Origin of the sequence: Vibrio sp. 10N.222.52.C12 (assembly GCF_041474215.1) — a bacterium.
Classification (GTDB): domain Bacteria; phylum Pseudomonadota; class Gammaproteobacteria; order Enterobacterales; family Vibrionaceae; genus Vibrio; species Vibrio crassostreae_C.
The window spans coordinates 1-21,541 of record NZ_JBFRTR010000108.1 but is presented as its reverse complement, the minus strand read 5'-3'; the positions used below and the strand labels follow the sequence as shown (position 1 = coordinate 21,541).

16 protein-coding genes are annotated in these 21,541 nt (G+C 45.0%); 7 read left to right on the top strand and 9 right to left on the bottom strand.

Translation table 11 applies throughout. The features are described 5' to 3' along the window. Positions 1 to 152: 152 nt before the first annotated feature. Both helD and AB4623_RS18825 read left to right on the top strand, forming a co-directional pair. A complete protein-coding gene (gene helD, locus AB4623_RS18830) occupies positions 153 to 2,228 on the top strand; it encodes a DNA helicase IV (protein ID WP_372147156.1) in 2,076 nt (691 codons plus the stop codon). A gap of 87 nt (positions 2,229 to 2,315) precedes the next feature. Further along, on the top strand, positions 2,316 to 2,666 hold the full coding sequence (locus AB4623_RS18825) for a VOC family protein (protein ID WP_372147154.1): 351 nt from the start codon (positions 2,316 to 2,318) through the stop codon (positions 2,664 to 2,666). 120 nt (positions 2,667 to 2,786) lie between these two features. Here AB4623_RS18825 and AB4623_RS18820 read toward each other — a convergent pair whose 3' ends face one another. Together AB4623_RS18820 and torT are read right to left on the bottom strand one after the other, a co-directional pair. After that, positions 2,787 to 3,242, bottom strand: coding sequence for a methylglyoxal synthase (locus AB4623_RS18820; protein ID WP_017064778.1), 456 nt, complete (start codon positions 3,240 to 3,242; stop codon positions 2,787 to 2,789). A gap of 60 nt (positions 3,243 to 3,302) precedes the next feature. Beyond that, positions 3,303 to 4,331, bottom strand: a complete 1,029-nt coding sequence (torT, locus tag AB4623_RS18815; protein WP_372147152.1) for a TMAO reductase system periplasmic protein TorT — start codon at positions 4,329 to 4,331, stop codon at positions 3,303 to 3,305. A 92-nt stretch (positions 4,332 to 4,423) separates the two neighbouring features. Here torT and torS point away from each other — a divergent pair, with 92 nt between their 5' ends. Beyond that, a complete protein-coding gene (torS, locus tag AB4623_RS18810; RefSeq protein ID WP_372147150.1) occupies positions 4,424 to 7,429 on the top strand; it encodes a TMAO reductase system sensor histidine kinase/response regulator TorS in 3,006 nt (1,001 codons plus the stop codon). Between the two features lie 135 nt (positions 7,430 to 7,564). Here torS and AB4623_RS18805 read toward each other — a convergent pair whose 3' ends face one another. Genes AB4623_RS18805 through AB4623_RS18795 form a run of 3 tightly spaced genes read right to left on the bottom strand, consistent with a single transcriptional unit; the run spans position 7,565 to position 11,605 of the window. After that, the gene (locus AB4623_RS18805) at positions 7,565 to 9,145 is read right to left on the bottom strand and encodes a hydantoinase/oxoprolinase N-terminal domain-containing protein (protein WP_017064777.1); all 1,581 of its coding nucleotides are present in this window, start codon (positions 9,143 to 9,145) and stop codon (positions 7,565 to 7,567) included. A gap of 4 nt (positions 9,146 to 9,149) precedes the next feature. Beyond that, positions 9,150 to 10,274 carry a DUF917 domain-containing protein gene (locus tag AB4623_RS18800; protein ID WP_017064776.1) on the bottom strand — a complete coding sequence of 375 codons (1,125 nt, stop codon included), beginning with the start codon at positions 10,272 to 10,274 and terminating at the stop codon, positions 9,150 to 9,152. Positions 10,275 to 10,279: 5 nt separating this feature from the next. After that, positions 10,280 to 11,605 (bottom strand): cytosine permease, encoded by a 1,326-nt coding sequence (locus tag AB4623_RS18795; RefSeq protein ID WP_017064775.1) that lies wholly within the window; start codon positions 11,603 to 11,605, stop codon positions 10,280 to 10,282. A 93-nt stretch (positions 11,606 to 11,698) separates the two neighbouring features. Between AB4623_RS18795 and AB4623_RS18790 the strand changes: the two genes are divergently transcribed. Beyond that, the gene (locus AB4623_RS18790) at positions 11,699 to 12,637 is read left to right on the top strand and encodes a LysR family transcriptional regulator (protein WP_372147149.1); all 939 of its coding nucleotides are present in this window, start codon (positions 11,699 to 11,701) and stop codon (positions 12,635 to 12,637) included. A gap of 131 nt (positions 12,638 to 12,768) precedes the next feature. On the opposite strand, the gene AB4623_RS18785 is transcribed toward AB4623_RS18790, so the two are convergent. The 3 genes from AB4623_RS18785 to AB4623_RS18775 form a co-directional block, all read right to left on the bottom strand. Continuing rightward, positions 12,769 to 15,123, bottom strand: a complete 2,355-nt coding sequence (locus AB4623_RS18785) for a fatty acid cis/trans isomerase (RefSeq protein ID WP_372147147.1) — start codon at positions 15,121 to 15,123, stop codon at positions 12,769 to 12,771. A gap of 222 nt (positions 15,124 to 15,345) precedes the next feature. Next, positions 15,346 to 17,010, bottom strand: coding sequence for a VRR-NUC domain-containing protein (locus AB4623_RS18780; protein WP_372147145.1), 1,665 nt, complete (start codon positions 17,008 to 17,010; stop codon positions 15,346 to 15,348). A gap of 57 nt (positions 17,011 to 17,067) precedes the next feature. Beyond that, positions 17,068 to 18,306: an OFA family MFS transporter gene (locus AB4623_RS18775; RefSeq protein ID WP_017067032.1), complete on the bottom strand. Its 1,239-nt coding sequence runs from the start codon at positions 18,304 to 18,306 to the stop codon at positions 17,068 to 17,070. 594 nt (positions 18,307 to 18,900) lie between these two features. Here AB4623_RS18775 and AB4623_RS18770 point away from each other — a divergent pair. After that, entirely contained in the window at positions 18,901 to 19,281 is a 381-nt protein-coding gene (locus AB4623_RS18770) for a hypothetical protein (RefSeq protein WP_017064770.1), read from the top strand. A 180-nt stretch (positions 19,282 to 19,461) separates the two neighbouring features. Here the strand turns inward: AB4623_RS18770 and AB4623_RS18765 are convergent, their stop codons facing one another. Continuing rightward, a complete protein-coding gene (locus AB4623_RS18765) occupies positions 19,462 to 19,806 on the bottom strand; it encodes a YajD family HNH nuclease (RefSeq protein ID WP_017060876.1) in 345 nt (114 codons plus the stop codon). A gap of 284 nt (positions 19,807 to 20,090) precedes the next feature. Between AB4623_RS18765 and yghU the strand changes: the two genes are divergently transcribed. Next, positions 20,091 to 20,948, top strand: coding sequence for a glutathione-dependent disulfide-bond oxidoreductase (gene yghU, locus AB4623_RS18760; protein ID WP_050712431.1), 858 nt, complete (start codon positions 20,091 to 20,093; stop codon positions 20,946 to 20,948). Positions 20,949 to 21,124: 176 nt separating this feature from the next. Next, the gene (locus tag AB4623_RS18755; RefSeq protein ID WP_017079771.1) at positions 21,125 to 21,448 is read left to right on the top strand and encodes a DOPA 4,5-dioxygenase family protein; all 324 of its coding nucleotides are present in this window, start codon (positions 21,125 to 21,127) and stop codon (positions 21,446 to 21,448) included. Positions 21,449 to 21,541: the final 93 nt, after the last annotated feature.

The window sequence follows — 21,541 nt, the reverse complement described above, 5'->3', positions numbered from 1 at the left end:
CCATAATCCTAACAGAAATCAAGCACAAGAATTTGATACTTATCCATAATTGCCCGTAGGTGGTCATGAAAGCGTCGATAAGATATGAGATATTATTAATTCTCATTGCATCATGATATAAATTCAATATTCCCAATTAAGAGCACACTCCAATGCAGCTAAGCGCTAACAAGACTGCACAGTTTTTTATTCAAAATGAATATCATCAGGTTGAACTTGATGGTCCACGCTTGCTGTTATCTTCAGTAGGCAGTGAAGAGCGTATCCCATTTACTATTTGGAGTGGCAAGATCGCGATAAAGCGCGGATTGTTCTGGGGATCGCTACAATTTTTTGCTAATCAACAAGATGGAACACAGCGCAGTTGGTTAGTACAAGGCTTACCTTGGGATCAATGCCGTCAATTTGCACGCGCGTCAGTTAGTGCTTATCAGAAGTGGCACGACACTCAATGTGAACAATTGGCTGAACACGTACCTCAGTGGGAAGCTGAATTAACACGTCTTGAGCAATTACCAGCCTTTCTACCGCATTCTAAGGTCAACACTTGGGTTGATATGGTCAACTCAGGCTTAGAGAGTATGACAATGACGCTAGAAGAGGCCGCACAACGCATGCCAAACCGCATCGCAAGAATGCAGCCATGGTTATCTGAAACGGAAATCAAGCAAGCTGAAAGAAACCAGCAATGGCTAGAGACCGAGCGAAAAAACTGGGAAGTGTTGTTTGCGCAATGTGAGTCGTCACCACTGAACTTATCGCAGCAATATGCGGTGTTGATGAATGATGATCACAACCTTATTTTAGCGGGTGCAGGCTCGGGTAAAACCAGTGTTCTAACGGCTCGCGTCGCGTATTTACTGCAAAGCCATCAAGCTCAAGCTGAAGAGTTGCTATTGCTCGCTTTTGGTCGTGAAGCGGCAGAAGAGATGAAGCAACGTCTCGACAGCAAAATTGGTTTATCAGCAGAGAAGGTGCAAGTCAGCACTTTCCACCAGTTGGGTTTAAAGATACTGAATCAAGTTGAACCCGAACGTGTGGTTATTTCTCCTTTAGCGCTCGATGACAACCAACGCCAAGCATGGTGCATTGATTGGTTGAAGAAGCACTGGATGACACCGACCAACTTTAAACGTTGGCAAAAGCATTTGTCTAAATGGCCAATCGCTTATTTAACCGGTGACGATGAGCTTGGTAGCCACGTTTCAAACCTCAAATTGATCGGTTGGCTTGAAAATCAGCTAGAACAGTTGAATGCGTCGGGTTTAACCAAAAAAGAAGTACAGCAACAGCTGATTGATCACCGAGACTATGCGCGCCTCAACAGCGAGCTTTCACTGTGTTGGCCATGTGTAACCGCGTGGCAAAAGGAGCTGAAAGAACAGAATCATATCGACTTCTCAATCATGATCAGCCGAGCGACTCAGTATGTCGAGAAGGGCAAGTTTATCTCACCTTGGAAGTTCATCATGATCGATGAATACCAAGATATCTCACCTGATCGTCTTGCCTTGGTTGAAGCACTGTGTAATCAGTCTAAAGCCGAGCATCAAGCCTCTATTTTTGCAGTAGGCGATGACTGGCAGTCGATTTACCAGTTTGCAGGTGCGGATGTGGATTTGACCACGGGCTTTAAGGATCGTTTTGAAAGCTCGACCATTCATCACCTAGATACGACTTACCGCTTTAACAATCAGTTAGGTGCGGTGGCTAATCGCTTTGTACAAGAAAACCCAATTCAGATTCCGAAAGAACTGAACAGCTTCAAGCAACAGAAGCAGAAGGCGGTGTACAGTGCGCCAAGTAAAGAAGTTGAGAAGATTCTTGATCAACTGAACCGTCAATCCAAAGGCAAAACCAATAAATCGGTGCTGCTACTTGGACGTAATCATTACCACAAGCCAGAGTTGTTGGAAGACTGGAAGAAGATCTTCACTTCCATTGATATCAAGTTCATGACTTGCCACGGCAGTAAAGGTAAAGAGGCGGACTTTGTCATTATTCTTTGTGTTGACGAAGGACAGTTCCCGACCAAGAAGAAACAGCTGCATATTGATGGCGCATTGACTGAATCATCAGACGCGTTCCCTTATGCGGAAGAGCGTCGTTTGTTCTATGTAGCAATGACGCGGGCAAAAGAGAAAGTATGGATCACGCACAGTGGCGACGGCTCTGGCTTTGTGCAGGAGCTGCATGGTTCTGATTACCCCGTCGTTCGTAAAAAGTGATGTTACTTGACTTGATTGTCTAAGATTAGATCTTCAATCCCTGCCTTAATATCACAAGGTAGACGCATAAAGCATAAGGAATTTGCTATGGAACACGGCTCTATTAACTACATTGAATTTGCTGCGAAAGACATCTCAGCAACCGAGGCGTTTTTCAGCCAAGTGTTTGGTTGGAGCTTTGAAGACTATGGCCCTGAGTATTCTGCTTTTGAAGGCAAAGGCTTAATGGGCGGCTTCTATTTGGCGGATCTGGCGTCGAATACGGATAATGGCGCGGCGCTGATGGTTTTTTATAGCCAAGATCTTGAGCAAACCGAGCGCGATGTAATTGATGCTGGTGGTCAGATAAACCGTGAGATCTTTAGCTTTCCCGGCGGCAGACGTTTCCATTTCAGAGAGCCAAGTGGCAACGAGATGGCAGTGTGGAGCGATAAATAGAGAGACTCTCGCACTGTTTTATGATTGAACTGTTTAATGTCTGAAAACGAGACATAAAAAAGCCTGCGATAAAATGCAGGCTTTTTAGTCTGTTCAGTAGAGAGCACATTTAACGTGCGATTACGTGCGCTCAGCTAGGTACGCTTCGTAGTCTGGGATCTCGATGATTACTTCTTCTTCAAGCAGTGAAGAGTTAAACAAGAAATTAGCGGTAGCGCGGTTAGTGGCCACAGGAATGTTCCAAACACTTGCGATACGAAGCAGTGCTTTTACGTCTGGGTCATGTGGTACAGCATTAAGTGGATCCCAGAAGAAAATCAGCATATCGATCTTGCCTTCAGAGATAAGCGCGCCAAGTTGTTGGTCACCGCCCATAGGGCCGCTGATCATGCTCTTGATTGCTAAGCCTGTCTCTTTACTGAGTAGAGAACCAGTCGTGCCCGTTGCGTAAAGGAAGTGCTTTTGTAGTTTTTCTTTGTTCTCTTTGACCCATCTTAGTAGCTCAGGTTTGAAGTGGTCATGAGCGACCAAAGCGATATGCTTATGTGTTGGCATAGTGCGCGTCGTTTTTTGCATGAATGTTCCCTAAATTGTTGTTTCGTTTTTATTGTTTTGAGTTCTTCAGCCAATATAGCACTAAGGATTCACACTGAATACCGGACGAAACTCAGAAGGTGACAATGAGTCGGCGATAATTTGATCTTTGAGAGTTGCAGGTGTCAGCGCTTCGATAATCGGTGCGCTGTGTTGCTCGTAAGGTTGACCGCGTAAGTAACTCGTGGCTTGTTTTACCGACAAGCGACCTTGCTCAACCATTTTATCGGTTGGCGCAAAAAGTACCTTGTTACGAAGTAAACCACGGTAGGTTCCGTGACTTAAGTAACTCGAAATTAACCCAATCTCTTCGGTTTTATCGGCCGCTCGTAGCTCACTGATCGCTGCTTCAATCGCGACGGCACTTCCGACTATATATTGGATATCCGGCTCCTCGATCACCTGTTGTACTAGGTTTCTTTGCAGTTCTTTATCGTTATCTGCCCAATAGCTGATCGCGATTTTGATATCACTCGACTTGATCGCATCATAAAACCCCAGTGCCACAGGCTTAGTGCCGCCACTTGCTTGTGGACCAAGTAACAGGGCGATAGGTGTTTCGCCTGATCCTTTCGGGTGTCGTTTCGACAAAAAATCTCCGACTTGGTATCCCATTTGGTACCAATCGACACCGACCGTACCTTTTAATACCTTCTGTTGTTCTTCATTGACGGTTAACTCATTTATCGTAGCAAACACAGGCGTCGAGCCAACCCAATCGCTGAGATTGTCATGATACGCATCGGGTGAAACCGTACCTAAAATAATGGCATCGGCTCCCCATTGCGTGCAAAGCACCAGTTGCGAGGCTTGTTTGGCCACGTTGGGGTAACCGCCAGCTTCCAATACTCTTAGCTCAACTTGCTGCTTTTCTGCTTCAGAGATCATTCCATAGTTTACCGACAACCAATAAGAGTCTTTGAGGTGCGGATAAATGGCACAGATTTTCTCTTTTTGTGATGTGGCATTGGCGGGCTTTATTGGGCTCAAAGGCTCACTAGCACCTGCGACAGTAGTTACTGAGGCCAGTAGTGAGAGAAGAATTATTGAAGCGAAAGGTCTAGATAGCATGAATTGCCGTTTTGTTGGTTTTAGATAAGAAACACTGCAAAATATAGCGTATTCTGCATGGGTAAAGAAGAACGTTTTAAGGTTTAGAGTTTATGTTGTTAGCTTCAGCGAGTATTGGACGCAAGCTGCTGGCCTCATTCTTAGTGATGGCACTGTTGGTTCTATTGTCTGCATTGATCGGTGTTTCTGGTTTTAGCTTTGTAGCCAAAACGGAAAGAAACGTCGTTGATTCGGCGCTTCCTGCCATGATCGAAGCTCGTCAGGTTTCTGAGTTGAGTAACCGTATTATTTCGTCAGTACAAACACTTTCTAATGCGAGAAACGAGGCCGAAAGAAAAGAGGCTGGCACCGTACTGTTTGACCAACTTGAGTCGCTTCTTCAACATATCAAAGAGCTTGGTGTCGACAGTTTCGATTCTCAGCTCCTCAATAAACTCGAAAACAATGTTCAAAGCGTTATTAACACACTGGCTGAGTTGGGTGTGTCGGTTGAGCGTAAGCTTTGGTTAAGCAAAGAGTTGTCGTCTCGTGTCGAAGAGATGCGCCTATTGGCCGAAGAGCTAGAGCAGTTGACGCGAACCCAAGTTTTGAACACGGCTACCATTGCGGTTGCTAACGTCACGCATATCTATGACCTGCTAGAAACCAAAGAAACGGATAAAGCCTACCAAGCCTTAGATGCGCTTGTAGAGGTTGACCTTGATTTGTCTGAGCGCCTACACGAATTGCATTTGCTGGCGTTCAAAATGCTTAACCAAATTGAAGAAACGCAAACCGTTACCAACGTAGAGCGTATTCATCAAATCCAATCAGAATTTGAATCCAACCTAAGAATCATGGCGCGCCGCGTTAAAGCGGTCGAAGATCCTACTCGTTCAGCGCAGATGTCTCAGCTTCTAGAAGAGCTCAGAAAACGCCAAGTCGTGTTCGATATTTCATTAGAACAATATGAGAACACCAAAAAGTCAGAGTTTCTGATGCAAAATACGTTGGAGCTGTTCTCTCAGCTGAATACAACGGTTAACCAACTGGTTGATGATTCAAACCGCAGTACCAAAAAAGCGGTTGATGAGCTGACCAGCACGTTGAATTTGGCTCAATGGTCACTGTCTGTGATTTCGGTTATTGGTTTGGTTATCGTTGCATTTATCGTGTGGCGAGTGGTGTATATCTCGGTTGTTAAACGTCTTACTGAATACTCATCGGCCTTGATGTCTATCGCACAAGGTCGCCTGAATATTGATATCTCGGTAAAGGGTAATGATGAGCTGGCTCATATGGGCGAGGCGATCATCACTGCCAGAAACACCGCGCAGGCGCTACAAGTGGTTGCGGTGGGTGAAGCAAAGGCGAAACGCGAACTTGAAGAGCACAAAGAACACTTAGAAGAGTTGGTCACAGACCGAACCTACCAGCTGCAAAAGACCAATGAGAAGCTGAACATCGAGGTAGGGAACCACGCTAAGGCTCGTAACGCCGCAGAACAAGCAAGCCGCGCAAAATCCGCTTTCCTTGCGACGATGAGTCATGAAATACGAACGCCGATGAACGGTGTATTAGGTACTGCAAGATTGCTCAAAGATACCGGGTTAGACCCGCTGCAATCCGGCTATGCAGACATCATTAACCGCAGCGGTAAGAACCTACTCGCGATTTTGAATGACGTGTTGGATTACTCAAAGATTGAAGCAGGGCATTTAGAAATCCGCACGGCGTCGTTTGATCTTCATCAGATGGTTCAAGATACCTACCAATTGATGGAAGGGCGTGCCGCTGAGAAGAAGCTGAACTTTGATTTCCATATTGAAAGTGATGTGCAACGCTATTGGCGTGGTGACGTAACGCGAATCAGCCAAATCTTGAATAATTTGGTCGGTAACGCGATTAAGTTTACGGAAAGTGGCTCGGTCGATATCTTTATCAGCTTAGATATCGAAGATGAAAATCGAGTGATGTTTGAAGTGTCAGATACAGGTGTCGGTATTGATGCTAGCGAACAAGCTTGTCTGTTTGATGCCTTTACCCAAACCGATAGCGGTCGCAACAAAACCGGCGGCACAGGGCTTGGATTAGCGATCAGTAAAAGCATCATGTTGGCAATGAACGGGGATATTGGCGTTCATTCTGAAGAAGGCGAGGGTAGCCAGTTCTGGTTCTCACTGCCACTTGAAGCCGGTGAGAAGATAGAAACGAAAGTACCGATCATTGAAGCGTGTATTCGAGCGAAGGTACTTCTAATTGAAGACAACCCCGTAAACTGCATCGTTGCTGAAGGCTTTTTGCATAATCTAGGCCACGAGGTTGTGATTGCGACAACCGGACAAGAAGCGAGAGCCATATTCAGTGAGCAAGAGTTCGATATTGCGCTGGTGGACATTAACTTACCCGACTGCGATGGCGTCGAGTTAATTCAACAACTCAAAGACGATGCGCTTCAGCATAAAAGTGAAGAAGACGTAATTCGAAAAGTACCCCCAATGATCGCAGTATCGGCTCATGTGTTTAACGAAGAAGTGGAAAGCTATTTGTCGTCTGGCTTTGATGGATTCTTACCTAAGCCGTTAGAGAAGGAAGCATTATCGGAATTGATTGTTGAGCAGTTGGACGGTCACACGCTGTTGCTGCCTCAGCCGGATCCGTCAGATGCTGTTTGCTGTCAGCTAAACTCTAAACCTCAGGAAACCGAGCTAGACTTATCAGCATTGGCATTTGCAAGCTCGACACAACGAGCAAACCAAGACGCGGAACATAATCAAGGAGAACCGATTGTGCAGATGATTAACCCTAAGATTATCAAAGACGACTTGGCCATTCTCGGTCGAGAAAAAATAGTGCAGATTGTTGGGTTGTTTGACCAAAGCAGCCAAGTCACTCTCGATGAACTGATTGTGGCAAGTGCCGCTGACAACGCTCGTGAAATTAAGTCTTTAGCTCATAAACTGAAAGGGTCTGCCGGCAGCCTAGGATTATCTGCACTGTTTGCTTTATGCCAGAGCATTGAAGCGAGCGAGGATCCATTACTTCAATATCGCGATAATGCAGACTCATTACCTGAATTGGTGAAAGACTCGTTAGCAGCGCTCCGAGAGCAACTATAGAGTGGCTATTGGGCGGAAAGCCCCAAAATAAGAACAGAAAACAAAAAGCAGGCTATTTCTCCGTTTTAATATGAAGAAGTGACCTGCTTTTTTATTGTCGAATAAGAATCTAAGTAAGGCTTTCAAGGAACGGCTCTAAGCCATCTTGATATGTCCAGCAGCTTTGATCTTAACGTGAACCATATTGCCTTGTAGGTAGCTTAATGGAATCTCGCTGCGTTCAATGATCGCGACATTATCGCTGCATGCGCCAGCTTCAATCGCCAGTTGCTTTGATTGCGCTTCCAAGCCCTTTAAGGTCTCTTCACGTGATGCTGGGTCAATCGGTACGATCTTATCGAATTGACCTGATATTTCACCCAACGCAACACCAATCGCATTAGCCACTTCAAAGTGCTCAGGACGAACCACTTGGCTCACACCTTCAAAATGATCTGGGAATAGGGCACTACCACCACCAACCATGATTACGGGTACACTCGCCGCAGAGGTCTTCATCTTATCGATGCCTTCTTCAACATCCGTGACCATTTGTTGATAAATCTTGCTTGCTTGTTCGGCTGAAACACCAATCTCATCACTCAGTTGATGTTCTGCCTGCCACTGCATTTGTCCTGTTTTGAGTGCAATATCGGTGAGCGTAAGTTCATCACCACCAAAGCTACGCGCCGTTTGCGTCAAGGTATGGCCAACACTTTCTGGGCCTAGCTCTATACGCTGCTGTTCAAAGCGAACCTTGGTACCACCACCAATGGCTAACGCCAAAATATCAGGCATACGGAAGTTGGTTCTCACTTCACCGATTTCTACTGCTAAGCTCGATTCTCTTGGGTAGCCGTGAGTCAGTACGCCGATATCAGACGTAGTGCCGCCCACATCGACCACAATCGCGTCTTTTAACTTAGTTAAGTGACTCGCTCCACGAATCGAGTTTGTTGGCCCACAAGCCACGGTAAGAATCGGGTACATCAATGCGAACTGCTGTGACATCAGTGTTCCGTCGTTCTGACCGAAATAAGGCGTGGTGTGGATTTCATGATTGATGAGTGCACTGCAAAAGCCGTCAACGAATCGTTTTGCTGTCCCTTGCAGAGCCGCATTGAGGATAGTGGCGTTCTCACGCTCTAAAAGCCCTAAACTGCCCACTTTATGGGATAACGATAGGTTCACGCCCGGAAGTTCTTGTTGAATCCATTCTGCTGCTTGAAGCTCCTGGTCGCCGTTGACGGGAGAGAACACTCCGCAGATAGCAATGGAATCCACTTGGCCTTTCATTTTCTGGCAAAGCTCGCGGATCTCAGACTCTTGAATGTCGGCAATCAACTGGCCGTCATATTCATAGCCGCCGTGTGCTTGGTAGAAGTGCTGACCAAGCAGGTTTTGCCACGCTTCACTCCAACCACAAAGGGGCGGGACGCTATCACCACTGGGAAGCGCTAAGCGAATCATGCCGACTCTGTCTAAGCCTTTTCGTTCAACGATTGCGTTGGTGCATTGAGTCGTGCCAAGCATCGCGTGTTTCACTTGCTGACCATCAATGTTTGCTTGGTTTAATAGCGCAGAAATCGCGTTGTCGATCCCTGTTGAAACATCATGTGTGGTTGCGGTTTTTACTTTGGCAATCACATTTAAGTCTGCGTCGAGCAGCACACCGTCGGTATTGGTGCCACCTACGTCAATGCCCAAACGGCAGTAATCAAGCGTAATGTTTGTCATGCGACTACCTCTTCAATGCAGACTTTAGTTGTTCAATGGTTTGATACTCGACGGTGTAGCCAAAGTAACCCGGGCCCGCGACTTCAATACCTTTGTCAGTGCGCCATTTGGGGTCGCAAGGGTAAGCGATAAGGTCGATGCGCTGCCCGTAACGAAGTTGTTCGGTTGTGATTGGCTTACCCGTTTCATGATCCAAGATCGAAATAAGATCCGGTGTTGATGCCAGCAGGTTATCTTGACTCATGTCTGCGCGGCTTGTACCTTTGTGCGCGAGAAGTAATTCGTTTTGGAACTGCACAAACACGTTATCGACGCCGGTATCTTCAAACTGAGCCAGCTTTTCAATCACGACACCACCTGTTGCAAAACCACCATCGGTTTCACGTTGAATATCAACAATCTTGCCACTGATGATGGTATGGCCGCCGACAATGTCTAATACGGCCTGTGTGCCACTTTTATTGTTGTCGTTCGCCAGTCTAATCGCTTCACCAATCTTCATTGCTTGGGTCAGTGTCGCAGGCAGTGCACTGCGTTTTAGGTTCTTACCGTTCATTGGGTAATCGCACATTGCTGCAGAGCCACCCATCTGTTCGGTAATCGGCCTCGCAAACTTTTCAGACCAAATACCGTCAATCGGATAAAGCGTGACGACATTGCCACGCTCATCGGCCAATGTGTTCGGTGCCGAAGGGAGACCATCAAGAAAGAAGGTCACCATCTGAGCTTCTGGGAACGCACGTCCCATCGCATCACAATCGATCACAGGAATGTTCTTTTGTGCTGCAACGAGAATTGGAATCAATGAATTGAAGCCGCCTACTTCGATAGGAAACGTTGCTGCTACTTCAGTGCCGAGCGCTTTTTCCATCGCTTCGAAAGCAATCAACATTTGATCTTTCGAATTGAGTTTCTCTACTGCGACTGTTGGTGCGCCAATCATTGAAGAGGGCACTGTCATCCAATCGTCTTGCACGTCTTCTAAAGGAATCATGCGTACAGGGTGCTTTGCCGTTGCAATGGCTACTTTCGCCATCAAGGCACCGCTGTATGGGTCACCGCCGCCGCCAGTACCTAATACCGTCGCACCCAGCGCGATATCATCAATCATTTGTTCAGTAATAATCACAACTACTATTCCTTATCACTTGAAGGAGAAAGCTTCATTAGGGCGAGGTAAATCACACCAGCGGCAAGAATGCCGTCTAACGCCGAGATGCTGGTGAACGAAAACAGGTTGAAAAACTCTGGTGCAGTACAAGCGCTGAATGCAGTACCAAATGCCCAAGAAGCCAAGCCTTTAAACATCCAAGCTGGAACTTGTTGGATGTTCTCAAAGCTCATTTTTGTCGAATCTAAAACATAATATTGAACGATGTAGACACCCGCAGCAGGCGCAATGGTTACGCTGAGTAGCATTAAGAAGTCGGTAAACTTGTTCACCATGCCGAGCTGAGCAATGCCAATGCCGACGATGGTCATGATCACAACCAGAACAGGGCGCGGAATCTTAGGTAGAACCATCGACATGCATAAGCCGCCAGAGGTCAGGTTGCTACTGTTGGTCGTCCATTGTGCGAACACCAGCACGATGATAGCTGCCATGCCTAAACCTAAGGTGAAGAAGACCTCAACTAGGTCGTCGGTGCCGGTCATTTTGGTCAAGATCAATGCGATAAGAATGATGGCACTGTTGCCGACGAGGAAACCGATACCCGCTCCTAAAATCGCATCACGGCGTGTTTTGGCGTAGCGAGCAATATCAGGTGCAGCAACCGCAGCTAGAATCCAGATAGACATAACAAAAGAGATGGCTTGGCCAAGCGTCAAAGGATCTTCAATCGATGGCGCTGCGCCACCTTGATAATCAGCAGCCATAAACAAACCGATGGTAATCAACGTCACCATCAATGGAACAGAATAGGTACTGAGTTTGCCTAAAGCACGAACGCCATAGATAGCCGTCATCATCATTAACACACTGCCGCCAATAAGAGCGGTGAGGTGTGAAATTATGATGTCGTATTTCGCCAGTGCATCGACCATGATGAAAGCGAAGAAATCAGCCTGGAATGCGAACCAGCCGACTAATGAGATGCCGTTGATGAAGCCAAGAATTTTACCGCCGTTACGGCCAAATACCGCGCTGCTCACCAGCGGGGTAGACACGCCAGCTTGAAAGCCAATGTTGGCACACAGCATCGCGATGATCGCCAATAAGCCTGAACCAATAAACGTGGCAAGCAGTGCGTCTTCAAAACCAATACCGCTGCTTAGAATCGAGCCGAGAAACAGTCCCGAAATGTCGATGCCGATTGCCAACCAAATAAGGCTGATGACCCACCAAGATCGTTTGGCCTTCTCGGGAACGGGTTCCAACTCGAAGTCATCTATCTTTTTGTGGCTGTGTGTTGCTTCGGGTTTATTCACGTAAGCTTCTGCCGCCATAGTGCCATCCATGCATTGTTATTCCATAAGTGTGAATAAAGCATACTGATGTATTTATTGTTAATAAATGAATATAATCAGATGTAAACATAACAAAAAACAAATGTGAGTGGCAAAGTGAATCCAAACAATAAGTTAGATAAAAGAGACCTACGTAGATTAGAGCTTTTTTGTGAAATTGTTGAACAAGGAGGCATCAATCAGGCGGTCGCAAGCACTGGGATTAGTCAACCAGTGCTGAGTAATCAGCTTATTGCCTTGGAAAAAAGCTTAGAATTAACATTATGCCAACGTGGTCGACGTGGTTTTAAGCTGACTCATGAAGGTGAGCAAGTGTATAAATATGCGAACCAACTAAAATCGACCTTAACCGACTTCGCTTATAAGTTACGAGGTGTACAGACGGAACTCTCTGGGCATGTGCGAATTGGATGTTTGGATAACACCGTCACTTTGCCTTATAACCCACTTCCCAAAGCGATCGAGACGTTTTACCAACGCAGTAACAGTGTTGAGGTGAGTGTTGATGTCGGGGATTTCACCCAGTTGAATGAGAAGTTAGCAAAGAACCAGATTGATATGATGATAGTGGTTCTAGGGTCACATCAAAAATCAGCGTTTCAACATAAATACCCACTGTTTGAAGAGCACAGTTATCTGTATGCGCGTAAGGATCTAGCTGAGAAGATCATGGACAAGGATTTCTCATTGGATGGCTGTCGTATCAACATGGGTGGCTATGCCAAAGATGAGATGTTCAGATTGCTTAATATTGAACAGTACGATTCAGTAAAGCCTTTTGATGGTTGGCATGTAGAGTCGGGGGTGATTCTAACCTTGGCTGGCACACACTTGAGTTTTTTACCGTCTCACTTAATCGACCGTGGCCATTATGACCAAGCTTTGATTCCACTTCAGCCTGAGAAATGGAGCCTTAAGAGCCAGTTTTACGTGGTGCTAAAGCAGCCTGTGGATTCCCTTTCCCCTGCCGCGCGTGCGTTTTTTGATGAGTTACACCAACTGGAAACATCGGACTCAAACTAGGGACTCCTTTGTTTCTAAATCATACTGAAGGTACTTACCTTCGCTTATAGAAAAACCCTCCGAGTGAGGTGCCCAGAGGGTTTTTATCCATTTAAAGTTCTAGGCTAACTCGCTTGCTGGTCTTAATTCGATTAACGGTTCTCAAAGCGGTTGTAGTCCAACAGGCCAAATTCAATTGGTTGGTCTTTCTTATACCAACGATGAACGCGGTCACTGAACGGCCAAAACTCGCTAGAGCTGCGTCGTACTGCAAACTTATCAAGTAGCGCTACATAATCTTCTTCTGAATTTATCTTCTGCAACACCGATACGAGAGTGGGTATTTGCTCTTCTGTTAATGATAAATATGCGGCTGGATAGCTTCCTATAACGCCTCTAACTAACGTTAAATCATCATTGGCGTAATCTCTGTTACCTTCTTCATCAAATAGGCTCGAGATGTTGCTGTGGGCGTTATTGTGAATGAGCGTAAATAACTGTTCTTTACCGTTCTCGCCTTCAATCATGATCATGATGAGCTGAGGTACATGGCGTAAGCCTTCCCCTCGAATCAAATTAACTTGACTCAATAAGGCTTCATTTTTTTTACTAAAGCCTGTCTCGACGATGTCGAATCGGTTATCGAGTACAGGTTCTAGTTTTTCTTCAATCATGTTGAGCAGTTCACGCTTAGGATCGGCTGTTTTGTAAACCACGTTTGTCGGCTGCTCGAAAGGTGCGATGTTACGTTGCAGGAAGTCACTTAATTGCACGCTCTGGTTTTTGTACCAGCTTGAATGCTCAATGTGTCGAACGTCTTTAGGAAGAAGAGTTAAGAAGTTACTTTCACCTTCTAAACGTAAGAAGTCCATGAACATGCGTGTAATTAGTTGGTGGCCAAAATTACCGTAAACATCAAAACCGGCAACAAGGAGGTAATGGATTCGCTCTAATAAGGCGTAATCTAGAATCCAGGCTGTTTTAGGTTGCGGGCCGACCAATCCTTGGACAACAGAGGCGCTATCAAAATGTCTAAAGATGGTCAGCGCTGCATTTCGGTTAGTACCATTACCGTCCCAAATAATGCTTGTATCTAAGTTTACACCGCTCCCAAACCATTGGTTGGTGAAGTCTGATTTCGCATTGAGGTATCGTGCTTGTTGCTTCGCGTATCTTACCCAATTCGTTACCGGTACTGTGTTGCTTGTAAGCTCACTAGGTAGCTTTAAGTTTTTCTTTTGACTTGCGTAGAAGGCATTTATTTCTGGTAAATCGGCTTTCTCTGGATCGATAAAAAATACCCAAAAGCGGTCATTAATTACGTTGAGAGCGAGTTGACCACGACACACTGGTCCTTTAATAAAGGCCATAATGGTGTTTTGCGCATTGTCTAACATGAAGTGGAAGCGCGAGTTAACTGGTATCGCTTCGAAAGACGTCATGGGGTTAGCTGACACGTCTATATCATAGCTAGGAAGTTGTTTTACCTTGTAATCCGCATCAACAAACCATGTTTTCCAGTTTTGTAGACGTTCTTTATTCAATGCGAAAGGCATGTGAGTTTTGTCGACAATAGTGCCTTGCTCGGGTATTAGTCGATAGTAAACACGTCCAACTTTTGGATCGTCGTAAGGGCGACGAGTGCTAATGCGTTGAACGGCTTCGCCTGGAGGCGTGGCAGAGCGGACAAGCGTAAAAAAGCGAGTTGGCTGAGATAGGTCAGAGAAATACAGGTGTGATAAAAATAGGTGCTCGTAGATGTAGCGAGCGGAAAGTTGGCTCTTAAGGTCACTTTCATTAAAAAGGTTTTCATAGGTATCGACCAACGCTTGTTCACTGTCATTGAGGGGAATATGGACATTCATCAGTGCACCATTTTCCAGCCAACTCATTAAGGTCGCATATTCCGTTTTATCTAAGTTAGGCATACCATAAGGCATCCCCCAAGTCGGGTAATCTCTTTCGTATTGAGCATATTCTTCAATAGTCGGACACTGTTGATCGCGATTGGTTGAAAAATCGAACCCTTCTAATTGCGTTTGATCGGGAAGAGGGTGGTTTTCTTTCTGCGTCAACATTCGAGAGACAAGACCTGCATCGAGGTTTGCGGTTGAATTCTGCATACGTTCGTTTAGCACAGGGTGGAAGCTTGCATCGCGCCACTCTTGCGTAGTGATTGCGTCTTCGAATAAACGAGTTGGAGCAGAGGCCGTTAAACGAGTGCCTTGGTAGACGAGTGTTTTGCTCGCACCTCGGTCTATGCCTTCCACAGACGACATTTTGAGTTGGCAAGGAGCGTCGTAACACGCGTGACAAACTACACAGCGGTTATCAATGATGGGCTTCACTTCGTCAATGAAGTGCTGGGCTTGAGCCGAGAGAATAGGGGCTTGGCGATCACGTACTTGTTGTTCACCAAACAGTTCGTCGAAGTTTAAACCCGCGTAGACGGCACAACCTGAGAAGACGCTAACAAAAGCTAAAATGAAGAGTTTTTTCAAATTCATACGTATTTAAATATTAGGCATTTTCTATAATTATATCGAAAATGATTGAAAATGCTCATGTTCTAACAATTTTGTAGACAAGATCTTGATGGGACGAGTGACTTGTCGATGCGCGTTACTCGCTTGTGATCAGAAATTGGAGTTTCAAGATAGCTAGATTTAAGCCCCAAGAGCTAAAAGCTAGCAGTTAAGAGTTAAGAGTTAAGAGTTAAGAGCTAAGACTCATTGATTGACGTAACAAACAGAGAAGGGGACAGACAATCGCTCAAACTCTTTGATCCAGCGCCACTGGTTGTCTTGCAGTTTATCGCCAGGGCCTTTGACTTCAATCCAATGAAACTCATCGCCCTTGAACGCAATCAAATCCGGCATCCCAGTTCTAAATAGCTTTAAGTCACTCAATATCACTTTGAAGAGGTCTACAACCAAGGCATTTGGAATTGAAGCCATGCCATGTTCGATGAGTGCCTTAGGAAAATAATTCCAATGAACAAAGGGGTTCGCGATACCTTGCTTTTCATCGTAAGTATTGAGCAAATGGTTCAGCCCATGTTTGGATATCGTTTGAAACACGGCTTCAATCTGTTCGGCTCGCTTGTCTACGAAATCTGAATGGTACAGATCCAATGGTCGATGTTGGTAACGATTGATAAAGGCGCCTTCAATGTCTGCGAAAATGACATCCCAGAAAGCCAAACCAAACAAGCCACACAGAAAACTGTTTTCTGAAAAGTAGACGTCCCAACCTTGGTTCTCAAAATGCTGCTTTACCGCAAGCTCGACTCGAGTTTGGCTGAGGTCTAATTCCAGTTTTAACTCTTTGCAGCTCGGCTTTATGGTTCGTGAAACTTTGTGCCCCTGTTTCCGTAGCAGCCGGTCTTCAAGCTTAATAGCGATTTCCAACTCTGACACATCCGATGGAGTAGCTTTCATTTGCGTGACAATGTCACACATTAAGTCTAGCGTACCTTGCTTATCATAGATGCGTGCAAGTCGTTCTCTGCTCGGAGGAAGTGTAGATTGTCTGAACCAAAAGATAGCTTGGTCGTTTAGATTAAGCCTTTCAAGATCGCGAGCAATATCATTGATCAAACGCGATCGTTTTCTGGCAATACTTCTGTGTTCTGATTCTTCAGGAATCGCATTTAAAATCAGTTCCAGAAACTCGCCATCTTTGCGGTCACCTTCTGAAGACAAGCGTTGAATATCGCGCATCTGGATTAATTGATTGAGCTGATCCCTAGAGGTGAAGAAGCGGTGTTGCTTGCTTAATGGGTAGTTCTCAAAGGTGTTTAGCCCAAGGTCGCTTAACACGAACTGACTTAAGTCTTGATAGGTGTTGGCAAAGAACAGCAACAGTAATACATCAATCACTTGAGATTCGATGACGTAAATACAGTCGAAAGAGAGGTTTTGAAATTGATCAAAAGGTTGCTGATCAAGCCGTAACAACAGCTCGTCTTTCTTGGCATTTCTATGGCTCTTAAGGGCGGGGAATACACTCAACAGCTCTGGTTTGGTGAGCAAGTGAAACCCGATCTCGACCTTACTAATGACGAGGTGATGCTGTTCTTCGGGATGACTTAACGCAATAAAGCCTGAGCTGTTTAGCTCTTGCAGTACGGTCTTTAGATCTGGGATCTCAACATAGTTGAGTTTATCGCTGCGAAACCAACGGCCTTTACGAGAAAGCAAACGAACCATTAGGCATTGGCTTGAAACAGAAAGACGTTTGTATGCGGACAACCAACGACATTCATCATCACTCAGAAGATCGGGGTAGAGCGTTTGAGCGTGTTCAACCAGTCGATTGAAGTTGTCGAGATAATAAGTGGGGGAGAGCTGAAGAGTGGTTTCGGTCGTCAATGGAGAAGTCGCTTGATACAAAAAGAGCCTAACCCTAAGGTTAAGCTCTTCAGTAACAAATTCAATCTTTTCTGTTGATTAAGCTTGTGATGCTTTTAGTTCAGCAACTTTAGCTTCAGAGATTGGTTTAGTGATGATTGCTAGAACAATACACACTGCCATCATAACTGCAGAGATTGTGTAAGCTAGGCCGTAACCTTCGCCGTTTGACATTGAGAAGCCAACAACTGCTGCACCGATAGCGCCGCCGATACCCCATGCCGTGTAAAGCACGCCGTAGTTAGTACCGTAGTTTTTCAGGCCGTAGAACTCAGCAGTTAGTGTTGGGAATACTGCTAGAAGCGTACCGTAACCAACCGCTGCGATAGCCGTACCAATGATTAGCGTGAATTCAGAGTTGAACGTAGCGAATAGAGCCATGTTCGCGCCTTGAAGGATGAACGCTAGAAGTAGAGTACGTACGCCACCGATTTTATCTGCAAGCATACCCGCAGCAACACGGCCGCCTGAGTTGAATACTGCAAGGATAGACGCTAGGTAAACTGCGTTTGGCAGGTTAGCTTGAACGCTAGCAATTGTAGTGATGTTACCGATGATCATTAGACCAACAGATGCAGCGAATGCGTACATGATCCATAGAGAGTAGAACTGAGGAGTCTTCAGCATTACTTTCCAAGTAAGGTCTTCAGTCTTCTTAACCGCTTTAGGAGCTTGGCCTGCTTTTACTTTAGGCTCAGCTGGCGTGTAATCCGCTGGTGGGTTGTTGATTGTTGCTGCTAGAGGTACTGCGATTGCAAGTACACCAACACCAAGAATCATAAAGCTAGTTTGGATACCCATGCTGTCGATTAGCGCAGAAGTTACTGGTGCTAGGTAAATAGCCGCAAGACCGAAGCCTGCTGCGATAAGACCGTTAACCATACCTTTCTTAGAAGAGTGGAACCACTTCATTGCTGATGGAGACAGACATGCGTAACCGAAGCCGATACCTGCACCTGTTATAATACCGAACGTGATGTTCAGCATCATAGGCGTTGTAGCGAAACCAGAAGCAATCATACCTAGGCCTGTAAGCGCTGTACCTAAGATAAGGATCTTACGTGGACCCATACGGTCTTGTAGGATGCCCGCAACAAGAAGACAAACAGAGAATGTGATAGTTGCAATAGCGTAAGGTGAAGATGCTTCAGCAGCACTCCAACCAGCTTCAGTTACTAGCGCTTTGTTAAATACACTCCAAGCATACAGGATGCCAAGACAAAGGTTGATACAGAAGCCTGCTAGCAGGATACGTGTTGCTTTATCAATCTTGCTCATTTTTATTCTCAGTTTTGTCATCGGTTAGTGGAGAGCCACTTAACTAAAGACGGGTTATTGTGATTGTTTCTTCAAAATTAGTTTGCGTTTATCAACAGATAGCGCAAAAGAGCGCGGATTATAACCAATTAAAAAGTGATTGGAATCTCTTTTTCCATTTTTGGTAAATTAAATTCAATTTGTTAATAAGTTGTTTTTCATTGGTTTTTGAAATGTTTTTAACACCTCTCTATTTTGTTCTTTTTCGCTCTGTCTTCTTATTATTTCAGGGATTTTGAGGTGATGGTTTTTGAATAGACGCGTATTGCGTGCGGATATCACAGAGTTACAAATAATTTTAATTAATTTCCAAGGTTAAATTTGTGTAACAAAATAAATCGTAACAGCGCTTTGCTCATATGAGACAAGGAGTAACGGAGTTTTATTAAAAACAGAATGTTAAGCAATTGTTAAGGGTGATTTTTGTTAGTACTTTTGCTTACATTTTGTTCGATTGGAGGGGTTGTGTTGTCCGTAAAAAGTGGGAAAATGGTATGCAAACTGAGATTCCAAATTTGAAAGGATGCGTTTCCAACTTATGGTGAGGCGAGTATTATGAAACTGTTTTTAATTTTATTGATGTCAATTTCTGGTGGTGTAGCGGCAGCTGACCATATTCACTCTTTCCTATTCGGCTTCTATGTTGCGGCTCTAGCAGTTGGTAGTTGCTACTGGCTTGCATTCCGCAGTACGCGTTTCCCACAGTTGGCATTAGTGCTATTGATGTGTGGCTTTTTTGCGAAAATTGCAGTGACTGTTATCGGTGTTTCTTGGGGTATCTCGAACGATATCATTCAATCGCCGTTCATTTTCTCATTGTCATACCTGTTCTTCTTAGTGGTTGTGTCTTACGTTTGGTTTGCATACCGCGATAAATTGACGCTAAAACAACGCGCTAAGAAGGTAGAAGAGTCTCGCAAGCAAGCGGCTGCATAATTCGATTTGATTCTTAAAAAGCCTTCTTCGGAAGGCTTTTTTGCTCCTGCCTACCTGAACTCTATTATTTGGTTATGACGGCAGATAAAAGAAACCCCAGTATGGTGACATACTGGGGTTACTTGTTATGTATCTATTATCTAGTAGTTACCATCTACCAAAGACTACTCTGAAGGTGTGTTATTTCTTCATCATCTTAGCGAGATCGGCGAACGGGTTGTGTGTCGCTGACTGATGATCATCTAAACTCGCTTTTGCATCCACACCATAACGCTCATGGTCAGTGTATTTTGAATGCTCATGATCGTGACAGTACAGGCACAGTAGCTCCCAGTTGCTGCCATCTTCAGGGTTGTTTGTATGGTCGTGATCCACGTGGTGAACGGTAAGCTCTCGGAGGTTTGAGTAAACAAATTCGCGCGCACATTTACCACAAACCCAAGGGTACAGTTTTAGTGCTTTTTCGCGGTAGCCTTTCTCTTGGCGAGCATACGCTGCACTCGAACCTGTGAAATCAGAAGACATTGCCAAATCCTTATCAATTGTAATACCCCGATTTTATCACAGCTTTCTTGAAGCTGTCGGTATGTCGTTCGTAAAATCATTGCTAAATGATGCAGTGGACTTATCGATATTAGATTGAAGTTTGAATACAGACTTACCTTCTACACACTAACGCTTAAGCGGGTTATGTCTTTCTGGAATAAGCCATGCTTAACAGTTTGAAAATAAATCGTATTCAGGGGTTTTAACCGCAGGCATGTGACCTAATATCAGTTTGTGAGACCCTATATTAATAAGGAAATATCATGTCAGAACAATACACTCCGCCAAAAGTTTGGGTTAATGATACTGCTGGTGGTAACAAGTGGGCAAACATCAATAGTCCTGAATCTGGAGCTCGCTTTGATAAAGAGCTTCCTGTTGGTGACCATGCTTTTCAATTGTATTCTCTTGGCACACCTAACGGTCAAAAAGTCACTATCTTGCTGGAAGAGTTGTTAGCGGCGGGTGTTAAAGAAGCTGAATATGATGCGTACTTGATCAACATCGGTGAGGCTGATCAGTTCTCTTCTGGCTTTGTTGGCGTGAATCCAAACTCCAAAATACCAGCACTTGTCGACAAGTCTGGTGACGAAGACGTGAATGTATTCGAATCGGCATCTATCTTGATGCATCTAGCAGAAAAATTTGGTCACTTCTTACCAAAAGAAGGGGCAGCAAGAACGCAAACCATTAACTGGTTGTTCTGGGCACAAGGTTCTGCGCCATTCCTAGGTGGTGGTTTTGGTCACTTCTACGCTTACGCGGATGAAAAGCAAGAGTACCCAATTAACCGCTTCGCAATGGAAGCTAAGCGTCAACTAGATGTGTTAGACAAGCAACTTGCTAACAGCACTTTCGTTGCGGGTGAAGAGCTGTCTATTGCAGATATCGCGATTTGGCCTTGGTACGGTAACTTAGTACTTGGCAAAATTTACGACGCAGCCGAATTTCTACAAGTTGAGTCTTACACCAACGTTGTGCGCTGGGCGAAGCAGCTAGAAGCGCGTGAAGGTTTCCAACGCGGCCGAGTGGTTAATCGTTCATTTGGCGAAGAGTGGGAGCAAGTACCAGAACGCCATTCCGCAGAAGACATCGACCGTGTTTTAAAACTACGCCCGTAGTGATTTAAAGAAATAGTCAATATCACTAGAGTTTGTTTTCGATTCGTTCGAGTAACAAACTCTAGTTTTCCCATTTCAAATTGATCCTTCCGAAAGCAAGCTCACCTATTTAGGTTTGGCTATTAAAGGCGGTTTAGGTATAAACTTGCGACATCATAATTCTAAAGGATGGTGCCATGTACCACGGTCATATCTATTTCCCTCTGCGATTTGCAGAGCAAGCAGAAACACTGCGTCAGAAAATCCTCTCAGAGCGCAAAGATGTGTTAGAAACTTTCCCATTAATACAGCGTTTGGTTGGTCCACATAAGATGCCAATGTTTGAGATTCACTTTGCGAACAAAGAGTCGGGCATTGTTGAATGGCTTGAGCAAGAACGCGGTGATATGTCGGTGCTTATTCACCCTGTAACTGGCGGTGAAGAAACTTTGGATCACACAGTACGAGCGATCTGGCTTGGTCGTGAATTGGGTGTCTTTGAAGAAACGCTTACTAGCTAATCAAATATACCAATATTGCACTTAACTCATTCCGACCGGAAAATACATGAACAATAAAAAGGCTCCTCAAATGAGGTAATGCCGATCAGTTAA